Annotated in this window: 27 protein-coding genes and 2 pseudogenes; 23 read left to right on the plus strand and 6 right to left on the minus strand. The window is 42.6% G+C overall.

Annotated elements, in window-relative coordinates:
- Positions 1 to 11: 11 nt before the first annotated feature.
- From AC58P7_RS31390 to AC58P7_RS31400, 3 genes are read right to left on the minus strand one after another with little or no spacing between them, the layout of a single operon-like run.
- On the minus strand, positions 12 to 767 hold the full coding sequence (locus AC58P7_RS31390) for a tail fiber protein (RefSeq protein ID WP_497350004.1): 756 nt from the start codon (positions 765 to 767) through the stop codon (positions 12 to 14).
- Between the two features lie 32 nt (positions 768 to 799).
- Positions 800 to 1138 (minus strand): hypothetical protein, encoded by a 339-nt coding sequence (locus tag AC58P7_RS31395; RefSeq protein WP_497350005.1) that lies wholly within the window; start codon positions 1136 to 1138, stop codon positions 800 to 802.
- Between the two features lie 36 nt (positions 1139 to 1174).
- The gene (locus AC58P7_RS31400) at positions 1175 to 1327 is read right to left on the minus strand and encodes a hypothetical protein (RefSeq protein WP_497350007.1); all 153 of its coding nucleotides are present in this window, start codon (positions 1325 to 1327) and stop codon (positions 1175 to 1177) included.
- Positions 1328 to 1567: 240 nt separating this feature from the next.
- Between AC58P7_RS31400 and AC58P7_RS31405 the strand changes: the two genes are divergently transcribed.
- Together AC58P7_RS31405 and AC58P7_RS31410 are read left to right on the plus strand one after the other, a co-directional pair.
- On the plus strand, positions 1568 to 1870 hold the full coding sequence (locus AC58P7_RS31405) for a hypothetical protein (protein WP_497350009.1): 303 nt from the start codon (positions 1568 to 1570) through the stop codon (positions 1868 to 1870).
- 145 nt (positions 1871 to 2015) lie between these two features.
- Entirely contained in the window at positions 2016 to 2492 is a 477-nt protein-coding gene (locus AC58P7_RS31410) for a UPF0158 family protein (RefSeq protein WP_497350011.1), read from the plus strand.
- A 251-nt stretch (positions 2493 to 2743) separates the two neighbouring features.
- Here the strand turns inward: AC58P7_RS31410 and AC58P7_RS31415 are convergent.
- Positions 2744 to 2962 (minus strand): annotated as a pseudogene (locus tag AC58P7_RS31415) (IS110 family RNA-guided transposase); the annotation flags it as partial.
- Between the two features lie 168 nt (positions 2963 to 3130).
- On the opposite strand from AC58P7_RS31415, the gene AC58P7_RS31420 reads away from it, so the two are divergent.
- Positions 3131 to 3439: a hypothetical protein gene (locus AC58P7_RS31420; RefSeq protein WP_497350012.1), complete on the plus strand. Its 309-nt coding sequence runs from the start codon at positions 3131 to 3133 to the stop codon at positions 3437 to 3439.
- Positions 3440 to 3546: 107 nt separating this feature from the next.
- Here AC58P7_RS31420 and AC58P7_RS31425 read toward each other — a convergent pair whose 3' ends face one another.
- Positions 3547 to 3750, minus strand: a complete 204-nt coding sequence (locus AC58P7_RS31425) for a hypothetical protein (protein ID WP_497350014.1) — start codon at positions 3748 to 3750, stop codon at positions 3547 to 3549.
- A gap of 385 nt (positions 3751 to 4135) precedes the next feature.
- Here AC58P7_RS31425 and AC58P7_RS31430 point away from each other — a divergent pair.
- From AC58P7_RS31430 to AC58P7_RS31450, 5 genes and pseudogenes are all read left to right on the plus strand, one after another.
- Positions 4136 to 4261: pseudogene (locus AC58P7_RS31430) on the plus strand (IS3 family transposase); the annotation flags it as partial.
- 77 nt (positions 4262 to 4338) lie between these two features.
- On the plus strand, positions 4339 to 4449 hold the full coding sequence (locus AC58P7_RS31435) for a transposase (protein WP_497350047.1): 111 nt from the start codon (positions 4339 to 4341) through the stop codon (positions 4447 to 4449).
- A 15-nt stretch (positions 4450 to 4464) separates the two neighbouring features.
- Complete coding sequence (locus tag AC58P7_RS31440; protein WP_497350015.1) at positions 4465 to 4743, plus strand: hypothetical protein; 279 nt, start codon at positions 4465 to 4467, stop codon at positions 4741 to 4743.
- A gap of 196 nt (positions 4744 to 4939) precedes the next feature.
- Entirely contained in the window at positions 4940 to 6730 is a 1791-nt protein-coding gene (locus AC58P7_RS31445; RefSeq protein ID WP_497350017.1) for a sensor histidine kinase, read from the plus strand.
- Positions 6731 to 8296: a response regulator gene (locus tag AC58P7_RS31450; protein WP_497350019.1), complete on the plus strand. Its 1566-nt coding sequence runs from the start codon at positions 6731 to 6733 to the stop codon at positions 8294 to 8296.
- 47 nt (positions 8297 to 8343) lie between these two features.
- On the opposite strand, the gene AC58P7_RS31455 is transcribed toward AC58P7_RS31450, so the two are convergent.
- Positions 8344 to 8997 (minus strand): SGNH/GDSL hydrolase family protein, encoded by a 654-nt coding sequence (locus AC58P7_RS31455; protein WP_497350021.1) that lies wholly within the window; start codon positions 8995 to 8997, stop codon positions 8344 to 8346.
- A 195-nt stretch (positions 8998 to 9192) separates the two neighbouring features.
- On the opposite strand from AC58P7_RS31455, the gene AC58P7_RS31460 reads away from it, so the two are divergent.
- The 15 genes from AC58P7_RS31460 to AC58P7_RS31530 all read left to right on the plus strand — a co-directional run bounded on the left by AC58P7_RS31460 (position 9193) and on the right by AC58P7_RS31530 (position 23157).
- A complete protein-coding gene (locus AC58P7_RS31460; protein WP_497350023.1) occupies positions 9193 to 10122 on the plus strand; it encodes an ABC transporter permease in 930 nt (309 codons plus the stop codon).
- A gap of 14 nt (positions 10123 to 10136) precedes the next feature.
- Positions 10137 to 11015: a carbohydrate ABC transporter permease gene (locus AC58P7_RS31465; RefSeq protein WP_497350025.1), complete on the plus strand. Its 879-nt coding sequence runs from the start codon at positions 10137 to 10139 to the stop codon at positions 11013 to 11015.
- A 71-nt stretch (positions 11016 to 11086) separates the two neighbouring features.
- The gene (locus AC58P7_RS31470; RefSeq protein WP_497350027.1) at positions 11087 to 12787 is read left to right on the plus strand and encodes a type 2 periplasmic-binding domain-containing protein; all 1701 of its coding nucleotides are present in this window, start codon (positions 11087 to 11089) and stop codon (positions 12785 to 12787) included.
- 229 nt (positions 12788 to 13016) lie between these two features.
- On the plus strand, positions 13017 to 13490 hold the full coding sequence (locus AC58P7_RS31475) for a MarR family winged helix-turn-helix transcriptional regulator (protein WP_497350029.1): 474 nt from the start codon (positions 13017 to 13019) through the stop codon (positions 13488 to 13490).
- Between the two features lie 47 nt (positions 13491 to 13537).
- Positions 13538 to 14713, plus strand: a complete 1176-nt coding sequence (locus tag AC58P7_RS31480) for an ArsA family ATPase (protein WP_497350030.1) — start codon at positions 13538 to 13540, stop codon at positions 14711 to 14713.
- A 21-nt stretch (positions 14714 to 14734) separates the two neighbouring features.
- Positions 14735 to 14980 (plus strand): hypothetical protein, encoded by a 246-nt coding sequence (locus AC58P7_RS31485; RefSeq protein WP_497350032.1) that lies wholly within the window; start codon positions 14735 to 14737, stop codon positions 14978 to 14980.
- A gap of 54 nt (positions 14981 to 15034) precedes the next feature.
- Positions 15035 to 15388 (plus strand): DUF6463 family protein, encoded by a 354-nt coding sequence (locus tag AC58P7_RS31490; protein WP_497350034.1) that lies wholly within the window; start codon positions 15035 to 15037, stop codon positions 15386 to 15388.
- A 966-nt stretch (positions 15389 to 16354) separates the two neighbouring features.
- Entirely contained in the window at positions 16355 to 17629 is a 1275-nt protein-coding gene (locus AC58P7_RS31495; protein WP_497350035.1) for an FG-GAP repeat domain-containing protein, read from the plus strand.
- Positions 17630 to 17876: 247 nt separating this feature from the next.
- Positions 17877 to 18413, plus strand: coding sequence for a GNAT family N-acetyltransferase (locus tag AC58P7_RS31500; protein WP_497350037.1), 537 nt, complete (start codon positions 17877 to 17879; stop codon positions 18411 to 18413).
- Positions 18414 to 18710: 297 nt separating this feature from the next.
- On the plus strand, positions 18711 to 18941 hold the full coding sequence (locus AC58P7_RS31505) for a hypothetical protein (RefSeq protein WP_497242559.1): 231 nt from the start codon (positions 18711 to 18713) through the stop codon (positions 18939 to 18941).
- A 324-nt stretch (positions 18942 to 19265) separates the two neighbouring features.
- A complete protein-coding gene (locus AC58P7_RS31510) occupies positions 19266 to 19451 on the plus strand; it encodes a hypothetical protein (protein WP_497350039.1) in 186 nt (61 codons plus the stop codon).
- Positions 19452 to 19739: 288 nt separating this feature from the next.
- A complete protein-coding gene (locus AC58P7_RS31515) occupies positions 19740 to 20615 on the plus strand; it encodes a DUF4846 domain-containing protein (protein WP_497350041.1) in 876 nt (291 codons plus the stop codon).
- 427 nt (positions 20616 to 21042) lie between these two features.
- Positions 21043 to 21843: a hypothetical protein gene (locus tag AC58P7_RS31520; protein WP_497350043.1), complete on the plus strand. Its 801-nt coding sequence runs from the start codon at positions 21043 to 21045 to the stop codon at positions 21841 to 21843.
- Positions 21844 to 22376: 533 nt separating this feature from the next.
- Positions 22377 to 22718, plus strand: coding sequence for a methyltransferase family protein (locus AC58P7_RS31525; RefSeq protein WP_497350049.1), 342 nt, complete (start codon positions 22377 to 22379; stop codon positions 22716 to 22718).
- 169 nt (positions 22719 to 22887) lie between these two features.
- Positions 22888 to 23157, plus strand: a complete 270-nt coding sequence (locus tag AC58P7_RS31530) for a hypothetical protein (RefSeq protein ID WP_497350045.1) — start codon at positions 22888 to 22890, stop codon at positions 23155 to 23157.
- Positions 23158 to 23316: the final 159 nt, after the last annotated feature.

A 23316-nucleotide genomic window follows, 5' to 3' on the forward strand; every position in this document is an offset into this window, starting at 1 on the left:
AAATATATTAACTACGGGCGCGATGGGTAGATGCCTTCGATTTGAATGACATAACTGACGCCTGCCGGCGCATAGTTACGTAAATCCGGAATGCCGAACGTTGTACGTCCATCCCCTCCGTACATAGTTCCTAATAGGGAGAACAATGCCGTATTGCTAGAGATGGACAGTAGTCTCCCATCGCAAACGAGAGTACCGCCAGGAGCAAAGGTGCCGGCAAACAGCCATACTTCTCCCATAATTTTTTCCACGCCGCCACCACCACTACCTCCCGAACCATTCGGAATGTTTGGGTTGCCGAACAAAGGACCCGAGGTTCCCGGATCCCCTTTATGGCCCTGAGGTCCGGCAGGACCGGCGGGTCCTTGGGCACCCGTTAAGCCGGTATCACCCTGCGAGCCTTGAGGACCGGCAGGGCCAGCAGGACCAACAGGACCGGCAGGTCCTTGGGTACCCGTTAAGCCGGTATCACCCTGTGGGCCTTGAGGACCGGCAGGGCCAGCAGTAGTATTGCCGTTCGCGTGATCCTCGAACATACCTTTCTCATGCATGTTTTTGATGACGGTGACAAATTCACCTCGGGAAATGTTCTTGTCGCCGCCGAATGAGCCATCTGGGTAGCCCTGCACAATGCCGTTTGCCCGTGCCCACTCAGCCGCACCGCTCCACCATCCCGAATCTGTAAAGCCTGTTACGCTTGCACTTGCAACCCCTGCTACTAGGAGTAGTCCTGCAATCGTTCCTAGTACTACTTTTTTCAACTTCACGTCTTCATTCCTCCTGTGACACGTTTTATTTGTTAAAATGCTAGGGCGTTTGTGGCTACACGTAGCCTTATAAAACCTACTTTTTTTCTTAACGGTTTGATCTCAGCATAGACGTACTTGCCCATCGATTCGTCTTTCTGTGCTATGAGCATGCCGAACTTCTCTTCGAACTTTTTATACTGGCTGTTACACTTTTGTGGGTTCACGAACCACCGGTTCATGCCTTCAAGGAAAGTGAAGTAGCACATCTTGGACTCATACGCCGCGCCCTCGTAGTCAAAGAGGATGCGGATAGCGTTGCCGTCATCGACAATCCCTCTGATCTGTGATCGAATGGCTGTCCAGCGTCGGTTGATGGTGACTTTTGCCAAGCCCCGCTCAATCATATTCCCTTTGCAGCCCTACCCTTATTGCATCATATCGAGAAAGGCCAAGGAACTGGCTAATCTTGCCCGAAGTAGCTGCACCGCCCGTTGCCGCTTGAAAAAGTCGTTCAGGTCATTCTGATACGCACGTTTCGTGTTTTCGCTGCGTTTGTCTTTCAGAAGATCGGCAACCAAATCCCGATCCGTGTATTACAGGTCCAAATGCTCCTCGTCCATTTTTACTACACTATAATGTTATTGAAGAATCTGACCCAATATTCATTACGCTATCGCAGAATTACGATTGAGCTAACAGCAGAACGATAGTTGAGGAGCTTGCATCGTGAAGCTCCTCTTTTTGCTCATTCAAGTAACTGGCAGTTTAACGCAATAAAATGCTTCAATTTCGTTAATAATAAGAGTTGAAAATAAGTTGTGAAAAAGATTCCTTTATTATTGCTGGTAGCTGTAAGCATATTTGTAATTTATCAATTTCAAAAACCCATCGTTACAGAAAATAATGCTATTATCAAAGCAAAAGAATATGTAAGAGTAATCAACGAAAAAATGAACGTTGATTATGATACGGAGAAACAGGCTGAATATTGTTTACTTAGGAATGATACGTTTTGGAACAAAATTATAGGGAATAGGCAATGGTCTGTTATGATTGATGGTCTTGCAATTGATATCAAGGCTAATACAGGAGAATTTGTCGAAATGGTATTTCCAAAGTAATGTCTCACCATTGAACTAACGGTGAACTAAACGATAGTTTGATGAAGGAATATGGATGATCCATCTTAAAAGATTGAAGCCGCTGATAGGTAGCTTCATTTGTTTTTTGGATATGATGTATATATATCGAAAGGGGCAAAATCAATTGAAGAGTAACAAACCAGTAAAGTTGGATGATCTAATTAGTGAAATTGAGCTTCAAATTGATGATACTTTTACTTTTATTAACACTAATACAGGCGAAGTTATTACATTAATGAGAGAAGAAATGAGAGCTGCAGAAGATGAAGAACCAATTGAAAAATTTCCTGACTGGCAAAGAGAGAATATTGAGAAAGCTATTAGCATAATTGAGGATGAAGACGGGGTTTACGTGGACTTTACATTAAGAAACAACTTCAATGAATATGAAATCATGGAGGAGTTTATTGTAAGTCTTAAGGATCAAAAAATTAGAGATGAACTGTATGACACCATTCAAGGAAGAGGAGCTTTTCGAAGATTTAAAGATAGAATAATAGAACATGGCGTTGATAAGCAATGGTACAAGTACAAAGAAAGTAAGATAAGGCAATTAGTAATTGAATGGTGTAAAGAGCAAGGAATTGAAATTCAGGAATAAGAAAGTATCTGAAGCTTAAAATAAACGTAAGAATACCGCATAATCGATTGAAAGCAGCGGGTCAATTTTGGATCCGCTGCTTTCTCAACTATCGGGCAGTAATGCGAACAAACTTTGGTTCCTCAGCATTGCCAAGACGTGATAATATTTGATGGAGACATTAATTGAATTCAGGTGAAACTATGAGATTAGCGAGGTTAAAGATAAAAATATTTCCTAATTGGCAACATGTATCTACAGGGAATAGCTATTAACTTGTACGACGCTAGTAAGTCTCGAATCCAGCGATCCAGCGATAGGAAACCGACAGCGTCATTACTAAATTCCAATGGATTACCCAAGGCAATACCGCGGAAATTAACGGCTCTAGCAACGTGTGTCTCCTGAGCGATATCTACACCGACAACTAGGTGATTAGCGGTAATGTTTTCAATGAGTTGATTTTGTTTATCTTGTGATTTAAACTTCATAGTAGAGCGACCTCCTGATGTGGGATTTTAAGGGCTGTAGACCCGTTACGTACTCCCATCGTACAGAGGCGCTCTTTTTTATTCAATCTCCAAATTATTCGTTCCACAGGAATTCTAACGGGGAACGATAGCTTAAGAAACTCGAATTAAATTTATATGGGGGAGTGGTTGAAGACGGAGATTTTAAAGGACAGAGGCTATGTATATTTATTATATTGTGTTCTTTTAGATATTCGGAGCGCTTCTTATACTCATCGTATTAAATGGTGGAATCCTGCATCTTGGGTCCAGGCTAAAATTAATATGATTGAAATAAACAATATTGCGGATGTGTTCCATAACTTACATGATTTTCTTGCTAACCGACCAGATGAATTTGATGAAAAATGGTTTTGGAATTACTTAAAAGAGCGACTTTCAGAGAAATATGAGTTTTATTACCAAGTATTCAATGAAAAGATAAAGGAAAAGATCTGATTGCTTAGGACTGACGATCAAATTTCCATATGCTTTTCCAATCGACAGAGAACAGTCGTACATTTCTGAACAAACACCATGCCCGTTTAAAGAAAGTGAACTGGAATTTATTCGTCAGAACCTTTACGGACGACTGTAATGAGTACTGAGGTTCGGTTTTCCTCCTCCATCTGCTGAATAATCTCGAGCAAATAAATGGCAGCACTATAGTTTGCCCGATCAATGCATTCGCGGATGAGTTCAATAACGTCTTGCTTGGATGCTAAATAGTATAGCTGCAAATGACCACTTCCCTTAACGAGTACTTGCAAAATAATTTATGCAAAGCATTCATTCCAGGTATGGGCATCGGCTGACTAAATTTTTTATGATCTGAATAATTAGTTACTCAAGTGGTGCAGGGAGTATGAATTCCCCAAGAATCCACAGCCCAAAGAACAATATAGATATTGTTACAAGCAATGCACCTAAGATTATTCGTCTTATCTTATACATTACAAATCACCACCACTCATGAATTTTGAAACGGCTATAGACATGATTAAGAAAATAGAGAAGAACGAATTAACATTATTCGAAGAGCAGGGATTGTATCGGGGCATCTCAAAGAAGAGGGCAACAGCAGATAACATCCTGTTCCCACTGCTGTTCAGCTAACAAATATTTTAATTCAATCGGTAAAGTATGAAGCAGGAAGCACAAAAAAGTATTTTCGAGTACATTGAGGTTTTTTATAACAACGAACGCATTCATTCGTCTATCCAATATTTTACACCAAGTGATTTCGAACGCCAGTTTTACGTTAATGCAGTACAGCGATAAAATCTATGTCTACTATCTTGACAAAGGTGCAAACATCTACTCCGCCATTTACCGTGGTTTCAGAAATAGGTGTAAATATGGACGTGTTCCCCACAGCTAAGCATTTGTGTTCCTGGGCAGGACTCACTCCCACAAATAACGAGAGTGCCGGCAAGAAAAAGTCAGTAAGGATTTCAAGAGCAGGCTGATACATCAAGCCACTTTTGGTACAGTGTGCCACCGCAGTCGTCAAAAGTAAAAAGCATCCTGAAATCCGAAACCGCTACTTAAAACTAAAAAAGCGTCGAGGTCACAAACGCGCCATTATTGCTATTGCGTGCATGCTGTTAACGGCTATCTACCACATCTTGAAGAACAAAGAGCCCTATAACGCAGAGCTTTATAAAAAATCGCATGTTCTTCCAGTAGACCGTGAAATCACGGTAGAACAAGCGATTTTATTGACAAAAGCTCCGGGTTATCGTAATATGGCCGTTGCCTAAATACGAGACTTAAACCTATTTTCAGGGGGCAGGTGGGATTATGAGAAACAAGTACCTCAATGAATCTATCAAAAACAGGGAAGGGCTGTCGCAAAAGGTTTAGCCGGTTTATTAATTAAGATCGCATATATCCAGTGGATCCCAGGGTATGATAAAATAATTTTGATATTATGAGAGCCACATAGGAGAGATTCAAATGTTATCCGTGTTTCGCTACCGTCATAATCTAAGCGTTACGGCCAAATTTATCATCATTTATCTTTCAATTCTTGCAGCCTCATTGTCAGTTACTGGGCTTATTCTTTACGTGCAAGCGTCGAAGTCAACAATTGCTCAAGCGCAGGTTGTTATGGAACAGAATGTCCAGCAGAAGAATGATAATATTTACGATAAAATCAAAATGATTGAAAACGTTTCCCAAATCATTACTTTCGATACGAAAATACAAACATTCTTGGGCAGCGCATTTACGAACGAGTCGTTCCAACTCGAAGAATACAGGGATAACACCTCGCCAATCTTAGAAAATATAATGCGACAAAATACGTACATCCATTCCATCCGTATTTATATGGAGAACAACACAATTCCTGAATTGTACGATGGGTTTTACCATTTGGATCGGATCCAGAACGAGGAGGGTTACGCGGATTTCATTCAGAATCGCGGAAGCAATTCTAACTGGAGGGACCTGCATCTGGAGAAAACGATCGTGTCCTTGCCGGGTGTGGCGAAAAAAAACGAGGTCTTCTCGTTTTGCAGAAAAATGTTTTCTTCCAAATACTTAGATCTGGTCGGTTTGTTGGAGATCGAGGTGAAGCAGGAAGTTCTTTTTGATAGTCTAAACAACTCGAGTACGAGGGATCTGGGTCGGATTTTTGTTGTCGATCATACAGGAGCGATTGTATCCCAGAACATTCCTGAACTTTACAAGAAACAGTTAAGTGATTTAGGAATTCCACAATTACCAGGCGATCAGAAGCTTAACAAGATTGTTAAGGTGGGGGGAAATTCGTCCATTCTCATTTCAATTCCGTTGAAGGGACTCGATTTCCATGTTGTGGGGCTGTTTCCGGTCGGTAATTTTAACGGGAAAGTGAAAGATTCGTTACACACAATGATGTTCGTGCTTCTTGTTGCGCTTTTAATGCTAAGTGTACTTGTTTATTTCATCACAAATGCGTTATTGGCACGTATGAAAGTGCTCGTCAAGGCGATGAAGCAGGTACGAAATGGTTCACTTGACGTTTCGGTGCCGGTTGTATCGAATGATGAATTTTCCCAGATGGCGCTAAGTTTTAACCACATGACTAGACGTATTCACGAACTAGTGGAGACGGTATACAAAACCAAAATCATGGAGAAGGACGCAGAGTTGCGGGCGCTGGAATCCCAAATCAAACCGCATTTTTTGTATAATACTTTAGCGACGATTTCTTGGGTTTCCCGCAAATCAAACTCACCGGAGATCACACACCTTTCTAATACGCTTGCAAAGTTTTACCGATTGGTCTTGAACAAAGGCAGATCGATCATCATGGTCCGAGATGAGATCGAGATGGTCCGCGCCTACGTGCAAATTCAGAAATTCCGATTTGAAGATTTGTTTGACATCGTGTTCGAAGTTGATGAGGAGATTTACGCGTATCATACCGCCAAAAACATCTTGCAGCCGCTTGTTGAGAACGCGCTGGTACACGGGATCGAACCGAAGCGGGCTCACGGAACGATCATCCTTAAAGCGGGCTTATGGGAAGACCGGCTGTTTTATCAGGTGATCGACGACGGCGTCGGCATACAGAAGGACAAAATCGATTCGATCCTGCATGGTCAAGTCGATAATTCGAGCGGGAGCGGCTATGCCATAAAAAATATTATGGAACGGTTGGATGCTTATTACGGCGATCAACACAGCTTTGAACTATTCGGGAGGCCCGGTATCGGGACTGTCATCACCATCACCTTTGCGAAAGGAGTGCAGAGATAGATGTTTAAGATGCTCATAGTAGAGGATGAGAGATGGGAGCGGGAGGGGCTGCTCGATTTCTTGGATTGGGGCGGTATAGGAATCGAGATTGTCGGGACCGCAGTCGACGGAATCGACGGGCTGGAAAAGTCCCTCTCTCTTCTGCCAGATATTATCGTCACCGATATCCAAATGCCCGGAATGAATGGTCTCCAGATGTCCCAAAAAGTAAAGGAATGTCTTCCAAACGTTCGTATCATCGTTTTGACGGGATACGATGACTTCAGTTATGCAAAGGAAGCCATCCAGTTCGGTGCAGATAACTATGTTCTGAAGCCTGTTGAAGAAGAAGAGATGCGTAAAGTGATGGACAAGGTTGTTCGGGAATGCGAGCTGAGAAGACGCAAAAGGCAGGAAGAGGAAGCTTTGCAGCAGGAGTTGTTCTCCCGAGAAAAGGTTGCCGTCGAGAAGAAGATATCTGATTTGTTGAAGGGGCGACGACGAGATGACACACCGTCATCCCTGATAGACGAGCGCGGTCTTAGCATGCATGGTAGGGCCTACTTAGTTATGATTGTTGTATCGCCGTCAGGGGATGTTGAAAGTCGGATCCGTCAAGCGCTAAATGGAATGTGCGTGGTAGTGGGATGTGATGAAATCGAAAACGCATTGGTCGTCATCGTTCCCATTCAGGAGGAGCTTCCGTTTCCTGCGGCTGTGGAGCTGGCAGAACGACTCGTACAGGCAGTAGGTGAACTGTCTTGCATCGGTGTCGGTGAAGCAGTTCCAGAGATTGATCAAGTACATGAGTCGTATAAGCAAGCTTTAAACGCCGTTCGCTTTAGCATGTTCCGGGATCGAACAGGTTTCGTCACCTATATAGAAGAGGAGCAAGCGAAGCGGGATTTAGCTCTTCACAGTCATGAGTTTTTCAAGAAATGGCAGGAGCTCTCCCGACAGCTCCGCATTCAGGTTGCGGCTAACGATGCAGCGAAGTTGGATGAGCTGCTTGAAGAGTTATTTCATGAAATTGCTCTTCATCCGGGAGCGGGCAAAGATTATATCGCTGCTCATCTCAATAGCTTGATCGGGGAAATTTCACTTATGGAGGAGGTCGGAACGGAAGGGACTTTCTCTGGGGAAATGGTCCCTGGGCAAGATTTGCTAATGCTGAACCGATTGCAGGACATGCAAAATTATGTGCGTCACTATATCGGAGGCTTATGGGCCAGACTGGACGAAAAGCGCAACCGCAAGGACGATTATATCGTCAATAAGGTCATCCGTTTGATCGAACGGAATTATGGCTCGAGCAGCTTCAGCTTGACCATGGCGGCGAGCGAGGTGTTCCTGTCCCCGAACCATCTTAGTGTCATATTAAAAAAAGCGAAAGGCAAGAGCCTTCATGAATATTTGTTGGAGTACCGGATGAAGAAAGCGGAAGAGCTGCTCCGAACGACACGGAACAAGATATCATGGGTAGCCGAACAGGTTGGAATTCCAAATACGTCATATTTCGGTACGTTGTTCAAACAAGCATACGGCATGACACCTGGAGAGTATCAGGAATTCATGCTGAGAAAATGAAACAGAACCCTAGCTGAGGCATATAGCCGATCTAGGGTTCTTTCTTTTTACTTGTTACTCATTTGTTGCGAAACACACTGGATCCATTGTCTTGCGATCATCTCATGCCCGGCGGGTGTCGGGTGAAACCCGTCCCATAGCCAGTAAGATTCGGGAGCCTGTTTGCAGGCCGAAGAAAAGAGAGATTGAAGCGGCACGTAAATGCATCGGTATTTTTTGGCCATTTCTTGCACAATGCGCTGTCGCTGTGTGATTTCGACATGCCACTGCTCCCAGTTAGCCTTTACGTCTCCAACCGGCAATATAAAAGGCTCGCATAGCACCAAGGTGACATTTGGATTAGCCTCCTTCGTTTCTTCCAAGAGCATTTCATACACGCGTGCAAATTTGCCTGAAGAAACACCAGAGCGGTTCATCCATTCGCGGTGAACATCATTGACGCCTACGAGGATACTCACGATATCTGGCATCTCACCCAGGGTATCTTCCCTCCATCGCGCGTACAGGTCCACTATTCGGTTGCCGCTAACTCCACGGTTGATGAAGGAAATCTGGTGTTCCGGGTAATCAGCCTGGATTCGGCTGGCGACTAAATAGGCATAACCATGGCCCATTACATGGTTCAAATCGTTGTCACGGCTGCGCCCGCCGTCCGTAATGGAGTCACCTTGGAATACGACAGTCGAAAGCTTAGGAAACATGGCTTGGCCTCCTTTATTTGGTCTAGTACCCCCAAATTATCAAGTAATCAGTTGACTGTCCATATACATGGATCAGGTTCGTTGAATTTTGATACTGAAATCGTTTTTTTGCATATTCAAGATGGTCGATAAGCTTTTATAATGAGCGTAATAGGGCGGACAACAAGAAATGGACAAAAGAAAGGACGTATGACGATGAACAGTTTGCCTATGGGCCGCAGCTTGGCAAAAAAGTTTTGGCATCAGCGATATTTGATGATTCTTACCTTGCCGGTTGTATTATGGATTATTATTTTTAATTATGTTCCGATGTACGGGATTATTATTGCCTTTCAGGAATATACCCCCTTCAACGGCTTTCTTCACAGTCCATGGAGCGGGCTCGCGAATTTTAATGAGTTGTTCACGGATCCGACATTTCAGGAGTCACTGAAGAACACCGTTCAAATCAGTATCGCCAAGTTGATTTTCGGGTTTCCGGCGCCAATCGTGCTGGCTATCCTGCTTAAAGAACTGAAGCATCCTCGCTTTACAAGAATTGTGCAATCGTTTACGTATCTACCGTATTTCGTCTCTTGGGTGCTCGTCGTCGGGTTTATGTACACACTGCTTGATCCCCAAACGGGTGTTGTCTCCCAATTACTGCAATTACTCGGTATCGTAAACAAAGACACCATGCTTATGGGAGATCCGGATTCGTTCTTATCTTTGGTGGTCATAACGGAAATATGGAAAAATATCGGCTGGAACTCGATTATCTATTTAGCCGCCATTGCCGGCATCGACCCGCAGCTTTATGAAGCTGCTTATGTTGACGGTGCAGGCCGATTCCGCCGAATCTGGCATATTACGCTCCCTGCTCTGAAGCCAACGATCGTGATTCTACTCATTTTATCGGTCGGGGGGCTCATTAATTCTAATTTCGACCAAATGTTCCTGATGCAAAATTCGATGACGCAGGACGCTGCCAATGTGCTATCGGTTTATGCTTATAAAATGGGGATCGTAATGGGGCGGTTCTCGTACGGCACGGCCGTCGGTTTGTTCCAATCCGTAGTGGCTTTCGGTCTTATGTATGTGACAAACTATTTATCCAGAAAATTTACGAAAGAAAGCTTGTTTTAGGAGGTTGCCTATACATGATCACACATTCCAGAAGCCTTGCGGAAAAAGGATTCGATTGGTTGAACGTCCTGTTGATGCTTGCGCTTTCCATCATCACGCTGTATCCGTTTTATAACATCTTGATCACCTCGTTTAACGACCCGACGGATGCCGCGCGAGGGGGGATCACGTTTTGGCCCCGCGAGTTTTCTATGGAGAACTACCTGATGGTGTTTCGGGACGCGAATATGACGCGCGCATTTGTAGTCACGATTGCCAGAACCGTTATAGGCACGGCCGCAGCCGTGTTGTTTACAGGGGCTTTCGCATACGGGGTGTCGAAGAAGGAACTGCTGGGGAGAAGGTTTTTTCTTATTCTGGCTATCGTAACAATGTATTTCAGTGGCGGCATCATTCCGTATTATCTTCTGATTGCCAAATACCTTCATTTGAAAAATGATTTTCTCGTGTACATCATTCCGAACTTATTCAATGTGTTTAACGCCATCATCATGCTGACCTTTTTCCGGGGGATTCCGGTAGAGATTGAAGAATCGGCGAAAATGGACGGAGCGAACGAGTTGACCATATTTTTCCGGCTCATTATTCCAGTTTCCAAACCGGTACTCGCGACTATTGCGCTCTACAATGCTGTCATGCATTGGAATTCCTGGTACGACGCGATGCTGTTCGGCGGTGAGAAGCTGGTCACGCTGCAGCAAATTTTGATGCAGATCATCAGCTCGAATAGCAATGTGAGCATCATCGCAAGCAATTTGGGGTTCGGGAATGTGACGGCTCAATCGCTCAAGCTGGCTACCATGGTCATTACGACACTGCCGATCGTATTCAGCTACCCATTTGTGCAGAAATATTTTGTTCAGGGAATCATGATCGGTTCTGTGAAAGGTTAATTCGGTTTTAAACGGGAATTCCCGTATTAGCATACCTTTAAGCATAAACAGATTTTAAGGGAGGTTTTTTCATGAAAGGACAACGTTTTAAAGCTTTGACATGTATCGCAATCGCCTTCTCGGTTCTGTCAGGATGCAGTACCCCCAAAGACGCGGCAGGGGATAAAAAGCCAGACGTTTCGCCTAGTGCTAATGCCACGCAGAGTGCCAGTGCGACAAACGATCCCAACGCCTTATCGTGGAAAAAAGACACGTCCCCCTTCACATTCAGCCAGTACTTCTACGGCAACTGGGCGTCCAACTACTTATGGAAAGACCAGTATGGCATGAAGCTCATCACGGACAAGACGGGAGTTAAAATCGACAGAAAGCTGGCCACAGGCAGCGACGACGATTACTTGAACACAATGATCGCATCCGGTGATCTCCCTGATACGATCATGCTAGATTGGAGTAATCCGAATGTAACAAAGCTGATCAACAACGGCCTCGTGTATTCGATGGATGAGTTGATCGATAAATACGCACCTGAGTTTCGCAAGATGCTCGATCCGGAAATGGTTAAATATCACACGATAAACGGAAAACTGTGGTACCTGCCCAACTTCTATGAAACGACAGACAGACTGACGAGCGGCACGCCAATAACCCCGGTTCGTCCCTGGTTTATCCGTAAAGATATTTATGCGGCGATTGGCAGCCCAAAGATCGAAACGACGGATGATTTGCTAAATGCCCTGAAACAGGCAAAAGCGAAATTTCCGGATGTGAATCCGGTCGGTGTTGAGTTTTTCGACGTGCAGAAAAACGGCTTTAAGGGTAGTTTATCGATGGATTACCTGATCTACTCCTTCTCACCGCATCATCTGGAAGAACGTGTTAAAGAAGACAAGCAAATCGTAGAATATCCGATGCGCAACAAAGGGTTTATTGATGCGTTTCGGTTTATGAACACGCTGAGCAGAAATGGTTTATTCGATCCTCAACTGCTAATTTACAAGCAAGAGCAGTATCAAGAAAAATTGTATGGAGCGCAATATGCGGTGGCATCACAGTTTATGGATAGTCTTTATACACAGTACAATCCGAAGATCGAAAGCACGATCGGCAAGGACAAAACGTATACAGTTCTAGACGGATTGAAGGCGAACGGTCAGACTCCGAGATATCCGGCATCGCGTCTGATGGGCTGGCAAGGCTTCTTCATTACCAAGAAAGCGAAAGATCCAGGCCGCATTCTCCGTTTCGCTGAGTATTCTTGGTCGGACGAGGGACAAATGGATTTACGTTACGGCAAACAAGGTGAAACTTACGATCTGGTTGATGGGCTGCCGAAATATAAGCCGGAAGTTCAGGATTTGATGCTCAAAGATAACAATGCCTGGTATGCCAAATACGGCTTCACGGCTTCCACACTTCTGTGGAGAGCTGGAAAGCTTTGGGACGATGCCTCCACACGCGACTTCAAGGAATCCAAACCGGAAGAATTCGCTGCAGGAAAGCTGCTCGAGAAATACAACTTTGACAACTATTCGCTTGGCATGGAAAACCTTGAACCTGAAGGCTCCACATCGGAAGGTATCATCAATATCAAAGTTAAGGATCTCTGGAACAAGACGATACCTAAGCTGATTCTTGCCAAATCGGACGGCGAATTTGACAGTATTTATGCTGAATTTATTGCTCAAATGGATAAAGTGGGGGCCGAGAAAGCCGAGAAGGTCATGTATCAACGGCACCTTCTGGATCTGAGCAAAAAAGGCATCAAATAAAAGATGAAAACGCAATGAACCCCCGCTCGATTCGTTCTGGAAATCGAGCAGGGGTTTTGCTTGTGGATCGGTTTATATAACGTTACGACATCAGTCTAACGTCGAATGGCGTAATGGCTCAAGGCAAAGGCGCTTACAGCCCTAGTTGACATTACTACGATTACGTAGTAATTTAAAAGTAGGAATTAATTACGATATCGTAGTTTTTTGAAAGAAGAAAGGGATGTACATGCAGCAGCTGTTCGAGCTTATTTTCAAAAATGGACTTCGCCCACTTAGTATGTTTCCGGATACGACCTACCTGGAACTGCAGCTAACGAGTTCTGATTTTTCCACATTGCTGTTGCTAAAATTTCATGGGCAGCTGACAATGTCCCAAATGGCTGATCACTTGGGTGCGCCACTTAGTACGGCGACCAGCATAGCCAAGCGGCTTGTTCGAAAAGGCTACATCTATAGAGAGAAATCGCAGCAAGACCAACGAATTATTGTTAATCGACTTACGGAAGATGGGGAGCTAATCGCCGAAGAGGCGCTAGGTACGATGAATGTCATGTTTGGGCGTATTGAACGTGCCTTGACGGCTGAAGAGCTTCAGCAATTTATTCATCTCTCGTTGAAAGTGGCTAAAGCTTTGCAGCAGAACGCAGATCCTTCCGGACCTACGAAATCGCCACAGACGAGAACGATTGAAATCGATTAATTTTTTTGTGTAATTACTACGAAATCGAACTATTGGAGGTGCTAAGCTTGCGCATTATTATTTACACAGGTAAAGGCGGAGTGGGAAAAACTAGTATCGCCGCAGCAACGGCTTACCAAATGGCAGCTGAAGGAAAGCGAACGATCGTGATAAGTACGGATGCTGCCCACAGCTTATCCGATTCGCTCGGGATTCCGCTGCAGCATGAGCCCCTATTAATACATGAGCGATTGTGGGCACAAGAAATTGATAGCTTAAAGGAAACACAGCGGTATTGGGGAAGTGTTCGCAGTTGGTTCTCGAACTTTATGCAGTGGGCAAACTTGGATGATATCGGATCTGAAGAGTTAATGGTGTTTCCAGGCTTTGAAGAATTATTCAGTCTCTTGCGAATTAAAGAGCATGCCGAAAGTGGCCTGTATGATGCAATCATCGTGGATTGCGCACCGACAGGAGAAACACTTCGCCTGCTTAGCTATCCCCAGCTCCTTCGATGGTGGGTACGCAATATATTTCCCTATGAGCGTAAAATTCTCAAGCTGGCCCGCCCGATAATGAAAGTGACCAAGGGCTTGGAACTGCCCAGCGACGATGTTATGGACAGCTTCACGCAAGTTGTCGATCAATTGGAAAAGCTGCAGCAAGTTATCGCTGATCCCGAAATTACGAGTATTCGCCTTGTTGTTAATCCAGAAAAAATGGTTATTTCCGAAGCGCGAAGAGCCTTTACTAATCTTAACTTATATGGGTTTCACACCGATGCGGTCATTGTGAATAAAGTGCTTTCAGAAGAAGCATCCGAAGGGTATTTCGCGCAGTGGAAACAAATTCAGAACAAGTATGAAGAAGAAATTGTTCAATGCTTTAGTCCATTGCCTATCTTGAAAGTGCCTCTGATGCCGCTTGAGGTTGTTGGTAAAGAGATGTTGGAGCGCGTTGCAGCAGCGGCTTTCCATGAACGCGAATGCGGAGCGATTCTGCACAAAGGAATCATAGAGGAAGTGAAGAAAACAGAAGCAGGATATGAGCTCCGCATCTCGCTACCTTTTACCGAAAAGAAGCAGCTCCAATTAAATCAAAAAGGCGATGAATTGACACTGCAGGTAGGCAGCTACAGACGGATCGTTGCACTGCCGAGGGTCTTGCTAGGGCGACAGGTGGAAGCGGCACGGCTTGCAGACGGCATACTGACGATACATTTCGGTCATAACGAAGAATTGTAAACAGGAAGGAGGAGATGGTTCATGAGCATCCGTACAAACATGCAGGATTTAGAAAGTATTGCGAACCTTTTCGAGGAAATTAAAAACATCGCTGTGGCAAGACTCGTTCCAGAGGCAGCAAGAGTACATTTTCGACAAGCGGAAAAAGAAGCCCTACTAGGAGTCAAATCTCTGCTTGATGCGGCTATTGTCCGGTCAGAAGATGATGATTCAACGAAACGAGTGAACGAAAGCAATCATTTGAAACAGATTCCTGTTGAAGATTAAAGCTATGCTTACGTTAGCTAGTTTTTATAGAACGAAACTCTAAGGAGGTGCAGCATGGCCATACAGAAGCACAGCGGATGGATGATGGAGTGGACAGCTTATATTCATAATGCAGTCGGTTTGATCTTATTTTGGAAACCGCTCAGCGAGATGGTGAAAGCGGGGGTATGGAATTCCATTGATCATTCCTTTGACAGGAGTGCAGCTTTCTGGTTTTTATTTTGTGGTGTTTTGATGTGGATGATTGGACGGATGATGCGTTGGATGACTAAAGAGAAAGGCATTGCGATCCCTCGCTTTGCTGGCTGGCATTTACTCATCTGGTCTGTTGTAGGGATAATAATATTGCCTATATCGGGCTTCTGGCTCGTCATTCCGCAAGGACTTTATTTCTTACGAAAGTCTTAAAATTCAAAAACACTACTGACATACAGTTGTCAGTAATCTGAGTGTCGATAAAGTCCCTTGGACTTTTCGGCACTTTCATTTTTATGTGGAGGTTCTTGTCTTTGAGAAGAAAAATCGATTTAAATCGATCTGAGTGCCAGTTCTATTACAAAAATCTAAGATTTTGAGAACCATCTTTCAACATAGGGGTTTCTCGACAGCCTGACTACTGACAATATAAGACGCTGATGACATTTGAAAGTCATTAGCGTTTTTTTGCTGGCGTGCCCAGAGGCACGCATTATCTAGTTGGTGAAAGTACAACCAGGGGAGGGATCAAGCCGCCCTTGTAGCTAGGATGCTTGCGTATGGCGATCTGTACGTAAAAGCGCATCGACGAAAGTACCTGTTAGAGACAGGGCGAGCGAAATGCCAGGCCGTAATATCAAATGAATCTTGCCGCATCGTCAAAAAGGCCTCGCAAGAGGGAAAAGAGGAAGCTGAGTCTTGCAACGATGGACGAAGGCCATGGAAACTGTGTAGAACTTGGAACAACAGCGAAAAATTCTCCGGTATAAAGGGATCGGCATGGTATGAAAGATAATGCAGTGAACTGGGGAGACCCTCCCCTGCACGAGAAAAAAACTCGTAACGAGGCACTCTATAAGCCCGAAAAGCGAAGTGAGTCGTCTGCAGGAAGGGAGTCCGATCGTACAGAAGCGCTCTTTTTTATTCAAACTCCAAATTATTCGTTCCACAGGAATTCTAACGGTGAACTATAGTTGAGGAGCTTGCTTTATGACAGCTTCTCTTCTTTTGTTTATCAAAGTAACAGGCAATATCTCGGGAATAACGATTAAAGGAATCTGTCATGAAATGACGAATGTATCATCGTATTTTATACCTTAGCAGAGGTGTTTATGTTATTTGATCATTTGAGGATGAATATTAGACAGTGTTTGAAAAAAGATCGGAGGAAAGCTGAGGATGAAACGTTTTTTGGCCTTGTGTCTTTTGCTGTTTATACTAAGTGGATGTAGAGAATCTTCCCAGAGTTCCTTGTCAGTAGCAACTATTTCACCATCTCCAACACAACTTGCGGAAGCAACGATGCAGACAAAGCCTCAATCTCATGAATCTCCGCAAATCAGAAGTTCTTCGGTGGAGGAAATCACGGAACAGTCCTTTGATGTGGATTTGGAATCCTGGGGGAAAGTTCGATATGTTTCTGCCAAAAGAGTAAATGGGGATGGGCACATGGACCTTCTGCTTACTTTAAAGGATTTCGAAGGGAATCAACTATATACCTTCCCAAAACCAAAGCTTATTGAAGCGTGGGATTTCTATTCCGTTAAAGCTATTTCCTTCAAAGATGTAAATCAAGATGGAAAAAAGGATGTTATTGTTTTGGCCGATTACATAACAGGCATAGGTTCGGAGGGAAGTGTTCCATTTACTGTTCCAACTATTTATATTCAGAATGGCAAGGAATTTCTCTCGGATTACAATTTGGATAATAGTCTGTACACATCTGGAAAAGTAATAACTGTCAATGACGTTGTAACATACTTTAAAATGAAATCGCAATCAAATGTTACGCCATCACCTTTGCCTACAGTTCTACCTATAGAGGAAGTAAACAAACAGTTGTGTTATAAAGTGATCGCCTCTAACATGACCGAAGACGAGATTATTCATACTTACTATACGGAGTATACAAATCAAAAGTTTGATCAATCCGAAGCCGGACAGGACCAGATGTTTGCCAATTTAGGCGAGTGCTTCGAACAGGATATGTATAAACTGCTTGCAAATAATAGTGAATTGGATAGTAACGTGAAAACTATATATAAAACTCTCTCGGAATCCATAACACATCTTTCCACGATTGATTCCATTCGTAATGGTGGCGGTACAATGTGGGGGCATAATGGAAACAGACAATTAGGTTTGTATAAATATTACATGAACAATTATGTGAAAATGAAGAAAAAAGGTTTTTCAGCAACTCCTGAAAAATATGATCAACTTGCTAAAACACTGAACTCTCAAATGGAAAAATTAAAGTCTCAAGGAGTTAAAGGATTGGAAGAGTTTTTAGAAACCAAGAAGGTGAAAGAAGCAAAAATAAGCTTTGATACAGAGTTTTTGGGTTTAAAAGAAGTAGTTCTGAGGTTTAAAGAACTTACATCGGAACAAGACGAACCTTGCTTATATCTATTGAAACATTTAGTGGATCGAGTGAGTTCTTCAATTAATTAGTGAGTAGAAGGATGATTTTATAGAAAATTGATGATGGTTAGTTAAATAATATGTGTCACTATTGAGATAAACTGATTGTTTTCTTATGAAAAACTATAGCTCAATTAACATAAGAAGGCTGACGATAACAATTGATCGGCAGCCTTCTCAGCTTAACGGGCAGATTACTTATAATGAAAAAATACTACCTACGTGTTTGATTAGAGGATTAAAATTGTCTGAACACATAAAATTATTGGAGGCACAAATGCGAGATATAGATTACAGCAATTATTTCTGGCAGGATGAAGCAATAAGATTGCGTGCAATACAACCAGAAGATTGGGAGAATCACTATATCAACCGTTTTGATACTCCTGCACGGCGCCTTTTAGAGTGTGCGGTTGAATTGCCTCCTACAGTTACAGAGGCAAAATCATTTGCAGAATCATTTTCTAACTTCTCATCGAATCGTCTTATGTTTACTATCGAAAACTTGAACGGTGAAAATGTCGGCGGGATCAACCTAAACAGCATCGACGACAGAAACGGAACGTTTAGCATCGGTATTCAAATTGACAGAGACCACCGAGGCAAGGGTTACGGCACAAGGGCAGTAAACATACTTTTAAAGTACGCTTTCTTTGAACGTAGACTAAATAAGTTCAATAATTACGTACTTGAAGGAAACGAAGCCTCCACTGCAATGATGAGAAAGGTCGGATGCGTTCAAGAGGGGGTTCGTCGCCAGGTATTCTATACTAATGGACGATATTTTGATTCCATTTTGTTTGGGCTAACCTAGGATGAATATGTTGAGCATCTCTCAAAGATCAACTAACGTAAACGATATCACAATAAACAGGGAGCAGAGTGCCGTGGTAGCTGCTCCCTGTTTTCTTTAACGGGCAGGTTAACGTGGAAGTTACTGGTAGAAATCTAATGGGCGCTTAGATTATTTTTGGTGTTGTAGATGAGTACATCTTGTATAATAATTAGCATAATGATGTAAAAATACCATTTGAAAATTTTCAAGGTTGGTAGAGTTGAAACGTAAGATATCTTGGAATAATTCTGAACTGAACAAATAAAGGGGATAAAAATGAACCAAGAGGATGTCAAGCAACGTATTAAAGATTACCAGCAGGCAGATGGAGTGAACCCTCTTATTTGCGGACTCAATAGTAAACACGAGAAATTATACCCTAAGGTTCTTGAACAAGGGTTGGTTCTTCTTTGCCCTAATTGCAATTACACTCAGACGTACATCCCCGATCTCTTCTTCGATGATGGTTTTTATGAGTGGTTGCGGGGCATGAAGAGGTTGATTTAGGGAGAAGGCGATATAAGATGTACGACGACACAAACATTAGTGCTTACAAATCCCCGTTAATCGGGGATTTTCTATTTCAAAGCACCTATGTTTGTGTCGCGAGACCACGAAACAAGCATAGGTACATAATCGTTTTTCGACACAAACTTATACGCATAATCGTGGTGAAATTAAACGCTGAGTTGTATTGAATTTTTTCACACTGCCATTAAAGTAACGGGCAGATTAACACAATAAATGTTTTTCTTACAAATACCATTTTATGGTATAGTTTACTTGAATGAACACAGATATAACAAAATACTTAAGAAAAGGTGAGATGAAATGACTTTTGGTTATTTCTTACTTTCAGTATTTGTTTCAATTATTCTCTTCTTTATTATTGGCATTACTATTCAGCCAAGTACCAATGATGGAGGAATGGTTTTTATAATTGGAATTGTTCTTTCACTACAGCTTTCATTAATAACAGCAATTTTACTAAATAAAAAAACGGAACATAATAACTAAACACGAATCTTCGTTCAATAAAGCCTCGAAGAATAGGTGGCAACCTTTTTGTTACGCTAACGCAGAACGAGAGCTCAATAGACACTCGTAAAGGTGCCAACATGAACGGCAGCCTTTACTCATTTAATGGTAGAATATTGAAATTAGTATGAGGAATGAAATCATTTAGGAGGGCGTTTTGAATGAATATAGAGATTATATCCTTGAATGAGTCCCTTGTTCCTAATGTGTATTTTCCAATGGATAGAGAGTATATACAAAGGTCCATGAACGGAGCTGCTGCTGTTAATGAAAAAATGGATAACGGTTACTGCCCTTTCTGCGCTGCTGCTTAGTTCCTGCTCCGCCGCAGGGGAGGAACGGTCGAAAGCCGCGGATGCTGTTACGGGAACCAAATCCCACAAACAACAATTGATTCATGCGGAAGGAACAAACGTGATGGAACGGATAGCCGTTCCTAACGGTTATGAGAGGGTTCCTATAGAGGATGGGTCATATGGGGATTATTTGCGGAATCTGCCTCTGAAGCCCCATGGCTCCAAGGTACATTTGTTTAATGGGGAGCTTAAGGCTAAAGAGGATTACGAAGCTGTGCTCGATGTGGATGTAGGGGAGCGGGATCTGCAGCAGTGCGCCGATGCGGTTATGAGGCTGCGGGCGGAATACCTGTATGGCAGTGGCAAGTATGATAAGATTCACTTTAATTTTACAAATGGCTTTAAAGCTGACTATGCAACATGGAGGAAAGGGAATCGGATTGAAGTTTCCGGCAACAAGGTCTCATGGACCAAACGGGGAGCGGCCTCCGACAGCTACGAGGTGTTTCTAAGTTATCTGAACATGGTATTTGCGTACGCGGGAACGTTGTCCTTGTCGAAGGAAATGAAGCAGGTGCCGCTGTCAGAGATGCAGGCTGGAGATGTGTTTCTGGAAGGGGGCACGCCGGGACATGCAATCGTCGTATTGGATATGGCTCAGAACCCCAAGACCGGTGAAAAGCTCTTTATCTTAGCTCAGGGCTACACGCCTGCACAAGACATACACGTTCTGGAGAATGAGGATAACGGGGAGGGGAATCCTTGGTATTCCACTGCATTTGAGGGGAAGTTGAAATCCCCGGAATGGACATTTACAAGGGAACAACTGTACAGGTTCACAGATTAATGCCAAGGGAGAAGGCCCAATAGCCAAATAGCCCAATAGGATCTTTTCCTGTTTTGTCCGGTCGGGTGACAAGAACATTGTCCCATTAATTGCTGCGTAAAACATGGTCTTTTTGTTTTATGGGATCAAGATCTTGTCACGAGCCAAAAGATCTTGATCCCATTCTCGATGTAGACAAGAACTTGATCTCAATCCACTTTATTTTAGAGAATATAAAGAGAGATCGTTGAGCTAACGAGGAACGTTAGTTTAATCATGACTTGATGGTAGCTGGTATCCGATCGGCTTGCCTTTTCCATTGAAGAAATGAGCAGTATAATTCCAATAAAAAAATAGTGACAATATGAAAAGCAATAAGATTAAACCAATCATTTATAATAGAGAAAGTAAAATATAAGAAGAAACATCGCGAATTGGAGGCCATCTTTTGAAAAAGCCCTTTGATGAAAAAGCCTTGCCTCTCGTTTTAAAAAAACACTATAAAGAAAACAGAAATTTCCCTTGTAACATCCTGGCCTATTTGGAGGAACATTATCATGATGAACAGATGGAGAATATGCAACTCGCACTTTTTTTCAGTTTCATAGAGATTGAATGCGCAACCACAGTTTATGTGGATGAAGTGGGAGAGGTCTTGAAAAAGGCTCGGGCAAGACTGGAAATGTTTTTCGATTCTCCTCAAGTTGTCTCTTTTCTAAAAGAGTTAGAAAAGCTTGAGGGTCTGGAAAAGCGACGAAGAAATCGACTGGACAAGCTGCTAAAGATGGATTTTGATTTATTGGACCTGAGTGGAAAAAAGGATGTCGCCTATGAGCTGTCGGATTCCAAGAATACGGAATGCAAAGTCCTCGCGGCCCAGTATTTTCTGAAGTTGTATCAGGAAACAAAGAACCTCCATCTTTTTTGCAACTATGCTTCAACCCTCTATCGCTCAGGCCGGAAAAGGGAAGCGATGAGAGAATATGAAAGGATAGAGGAGTTGTTCAAGACGGAGGTCTACCATGAAGATCGAATGGACTTCTATAAGGAGGACCGACTTGCCTTCCGAAAGCATTGGGAATCAGCAAAAACGGATCCTTACCTTAAACAACTTCCTTGTGAGTTTCCTAGCTATCTTGGGTATGTGACCAGCTTTGCAGAAGTAAGCTTGCTATATGGCTATTTGGATATATGCGATGAGCTGGTGAGCCTTTTGAAAAGAAAAAGCTGCCAATTCCGCAAAAGTTGAAAGCGCACTTCGGTGGGTGATTAAACAACGGAGAACTTTAGTAGAAGAGGAGCTGCTATTTTGAAGCGGCTTCTTTTTGGTTTCATTCAAGTAACGAGCAGATTAATTCTAAAAATAGTGATCCAAACGCTTCTTTACATGAGACTTTTTTTTCAGTTGTTGGTGTAATATTCATTAGTTCGTTTTCTTTATTTAAGAAGAGATAAGGCAGATTAGTATATAGACGAGGCTGATAATTTATATCAAGTGAGGTGATTTACGTGGCTTCAGCATATTTTGCAAATACACCTGAACAAATAGCTTTTTACTGTATCTTTGCTGTAGCTGTTGTATGTGAGTTTGCAATTCGAATTTATGCAGATATTAATTCATATCGATCACGCAGATTAAGAAAAGGCCGGACTCAGGTTCGGTTTTAATTGTAGTTTTGCGACTTTTTGGAAATATTTTATTGAGTTTTTTCCTTGCAAGCGATGCTATGCCAAATTTTATTAAACAACTAAAATTGCCGCATTTATTTTATTTTTTTTGGGATTGTTCTTATAATCGTAGGAATTGTTCTCAGAGTTACATCAGTCTTGACTTTAAGAAAGTATTTCACTGTTACCGTACAAACTTTTAAGGATCATCAACTTATACAAAGTGGTGTCTATAAGCATTTGCGTAATCCATCATATACAGGTTTGTTATTATTTTCAGTCGGAGTTGCATTTTCTTTGTGTAACTTAATCGCCGCTGTTTGTTCAATGTTTATTTTTACAATATGTCTTAATGATAGAATTAAAGTGGAAGAAAAGGTATTACGGGAACAATTCAAAAAGGAATTTGACGAGTATTATTCTAAAACTTATAGGCTGATCCCATTTATTTGGTAAGATGTACGATATGATTAACCAAACGGAAAACGTTTGTTCAATAAGAAACGAAGACGAGGCTGCCGATTATTTTCGGCAGCCTCGTTAAAGTAACGGGCAGAATTATTCAACGAAGCCAATGGACGTGTGGTAATATCGAGGTATACAAATTGCCTGCGTGAGGTGTGAATTGAAGAAAACTGTCTTAGTAAATATCAGTTATTATGTTGAAATTGATGAAAGTGTAAATGATCTTTCTCAAAAAATCAAAAACAAACTATGCGAGAATCGGACATTAGAGTCTGATGACGAGAATGTTTTTCTAAAATGGAACCAATCTTCATTTCAGGTTTTGAATCCTCAAATCATGAATTGTGGTAGATGTGCGAATTGTGGATGTTGGACAACAGATATGGAAAAGCATAATGCGATTTTTGGTCTAGCTAAACATTCCTGTTAGTGCTAAGAAATGGACTTTGAAAGAAAATGAGCGCCTCGGTATGATGGGTTTATCAACGGGTTTAACCCAACATCATCAAGGAGGCGCTCTTATTATGAAGTTTAAGCAATCAGACGGTCAAAATCAAAGGATTGAACGAATCTCCACGACTCACCTAAT

The organism is Paenibacillus sp. J22FR5 (genome assembly GCF_059691975.1).

Excerpts from the sequence above, each read along its gene's own strand:
- AC58P7_RS31455 (WP_497350021.1), bottom strand. The coding sequence starts at position 8,997 with ATGTTTCCTAAGCTTTCGACTGTCGTATTCCAAGGTGACTCCATTACG.
- AC58P7_RS31460 (WP_497350023.1), top strand. The coding sequence starts at position 9,193 with ATGAACAGTTTGCCTATGGGCCGCAGCTTGGCAAAAAAGTTTTGGCAT.
- AC58P7_RS31510 (WP_497350039.1), top strand. The coding sequence starts at position 19,266 with ATGACTTTTGGTTATTTCTTACTTTCAGTATTTGTTTCAATTATTCTC.
- AC58P7_RS31435 (WP_497350047.1), top strand. The coding sequence starts at position 4,339 with ATGGACGTGTTCCCCACAGCTAAGCATTTGTGTTCCTGGGCAGGACTC.
- AC58P7_RS31470 (WP_497350027.1), top strand. The coding sequence starts at position 11,087 with ATGAAAGGACAACGTTTTAAAGCTTTGACATGTATCGCAATCGCCTTC.
- AC58P7_RS31515 (WP_497350041.1), top strand. The coding sequence starts at position 19,740 with ATGAAAAAATGGATAACGGTTACTGCCCTTTCTGCGCTGCTGCTTAGT.
- AC58P7_RS31475 (WP_497350029.1), top strand. The coding sequence starts at position 13,017 with ATGCAGCAGCTGTTCGAGCTTATTTTCAAAAATGGACTTCGCCCACTT.
- AC58P7_RS31450 (WP_497350019.1), top strand. The coding sequence starts at position 6,731 with ATGTTTAAGATGCTCATAGTAGAGGATGAGAGATGGGAGCGGGAGGGG.
- AC58P7_RS31505 (WP_497242559.1), top strand. The coding sequence starts at position 18,711 with ATGAACCAAGAGGATGTCAAGCAACGTATTAAAGATTACCAGCAGGCA.
- AC58P7_RS31445 (WP_497350017.1), top strand. The coding sequence starts at position 4,940 with ATGTTATCCGTGTTTCGCTACCGTCATAATCTAAGCGTTACGGCCAAA.
- AC58P7_RS31485 (WP_497350032.1), top strand. The coding sequence starts at position 14,735 with ATGAGCATCCGTACAAACATGCAGGATTTAGAAAGTATTGCGAACCTT.
- AC58P7_RS31495 (WP_497350035.1), top strand. The coding sequence starts at position 16,355 with ATGAAACGTTTTTTGGCCTTGTGTCTTTTGCTGTTTATACTAAGTGGA.
- AC58P7_RS31490 (WP_497350034.1), top strand. The coding sequence starts at position 15,035 with ATGGCCATACAGAAGCACAGCGGATGGATGATGGAGTGGACAGCTTAT.
- AC58P7_RS31465 (WP_497350025.1), top strand. The coding sequence starts at position 10,137 with ATGATCACACATTCCAGAAGCCTTGCGGAAAAAGGATTCGATTGGTTG.
- AC58P7_RS31500 (WP_497350037.1), top strand. The coding sequence starts at position 17,877 with ATGCGAGATATAGATTACAGCAATTATTTCTGGCAGGATGAAGCAATA.